The following is an 883-nucleotide window of genomic DNA, read 5'->3' as shown; positions in this document are numbered from 1 at the left end:
GGCGGCAGCATCCGCTTCAGCACAGCCGCCTTGCGTTCCGGTGAATATCCCACGTCATCGTCCTATCCCGCCCACCTGAAAAATAAAGGAAAAGTAGAGCAGCGGACAACTTCCCTGACACGGGGGGATGGTCAATCTTGCCGCGTTTCGATGCCCGCATAACGGCCTCTGTCCGGTCCAGCACGTCCTCGATCGGCAGCCGGGCGACGGCATCGGCTGACAGATAACGCACCCCCCGGATATGGGCCAGCTCACGCGCCGCGGCAAATCGGGCCTCGGCCCCGCCCGTGTCGCCTTTCAGCTTGGCCTCCCATGCCTCGATCATCTCGGACCAGACACGCGGTGCCTTTTGCGCGGCGATCGCGCCGGTATCGGTGTGCAGACTGAGATGAACGATGGTTCGCGTCTCAATGCGCCTGTACCGCGTCGGGACGCGCTTGCGGAGAAACAGGGAATTGCCGCGGCGAATGATTGTCATGGCAGAAAATCTGCCACGCTATCGTATCAGCCATCAAGGAGAAAATGTGAACCAGATTGTAAACCGAATTGCGAACCACGAAATCTGTTGGTAAGATCCGCAAGTTACGTGCTTAACTGATTTATTTGTCCTTTCAATATCTTATGACCTTCAGATCATAAGATATTGGCGGAGCGAGAGAACCACAGGTGATGATAAATCAAACGAAGTATACAGATATTACAGCAGCTTAGCTAGTAGCGACAAGGCCCGTGTAACCTTGAGACTCGTTTTGTGTCAGTAAGCCTGCGGTGAGGGCCGTCTGCTCTGATTGAGCAAATAGTCTTAAGGCATTGCCTTATGTCATACGCTTCAGTTGTTTCACCAATCGAGATTTTCGCCGCCGATGAGGTTGGCCGTCGTCGG

1 protein-coding gene is annotated in these 883 nt (G+C 54.6%); it reads right to left on the bottom strand.

Annotated features, from left to right (window positions below; genetic code table 11):
• Nucleotides 1-16: 16 nt before the first annotated feature.
• Complete coding sequence (locus FA743_RS20160; protein ID WP_136887826.1) at nt 17-478, bottom strand: hypothetical protein; 462 nt, start codon at nt 476-478, stop codon at nt 17-19.
• Between the last annotated feature and the right edge of the window lie 405 nt (nt 479-883).

It is taken from the genome of Paracoccus gahaiensis (assembly GCF_005048225.1).
Classification (GTDB): Bacteria; Pseudomonadota; Alphaproteobacteria; order Rhodobacterales; family Rhodobacteraceae; genus Paracoccus; species Paracoccus gahaiensis.
Note: the sequence above shows the minus strand (reverse complement) of the source record. Positions and strands in the feature narration are given on the sequence as shown.